Origin of the sequence: Klebsiella sp. A-Nf5, assembly GCF_002810545.1 — a bacterium.
GTDB classification, from domain to species: domain Bacteria; phylum Pseudomonadota; class Gammaproteobacteria; order Enterobacterales; family Enterobacteriaceae; genus Klebsiella; species Klebsiella variicola.
In genome coordinates this window covers 1-507 of sequence record NZ_PIOG01000157.1, presented here as the reverse complement: position 1 = coordinate 507, position 507 = coordinate 1, and the positions used below count along the sequence as shown (strand labels likewise).

The 507-nt window shown below is 40.4% G+C and carries 1 pseudogene; it reads right to left on the bottom strand.

Annotated elements, in window-relative coordinates:
* A pseudogene (locus tag CWM53_RS31700) lies at positions 1 to 190 on the bottom strand (hypothetical protein); the annotation flags it as partial.
* Positions 191 to 507 lie beyond the last annotated feature (317 nt).

The following is a 507-nucleotide window of genomic DNA, read 5'->3' as shown; positions in this document are numbered from 1 at the left end:
TCTCCGAAGTATAATATGAGAATGGGTACAGGACGGCGCTTAAAACAAGATATGTAACCACAAATGGCATATAAGGAGCATAGGCAGGGAAAATGAGTCCGTCATTCATATCGCGCACTATAAAATAGATCAGATAGCCATAACCACACCATCCCCATAAGCAGTGCCGTAAATAATATTTTAAGGTCATCCTCTATGATTCCTTCATAGCTATACCGTTAAAGCTATCATATCATGAATTGACGACGTACCCCCTTCGAGACCAGGCTGCATCGAGACAGCCATAGACGCAAACATGACTGAACTGGCACCGGACAACGATGGGACATAACGCATAGACAAAGGTGATGTCGCAAACAAACAAGCGGGAAAATGACACTGCCCAGATGACTAATTTTCAAAAAAAAGCCTTTCTATGATTCCATACTTGGTAGGTATGGAATCATTAGACAAAAGAGGGTATTTTAGGTTGATCTCAATAAAAACAATGCCTAATATACTGTATAT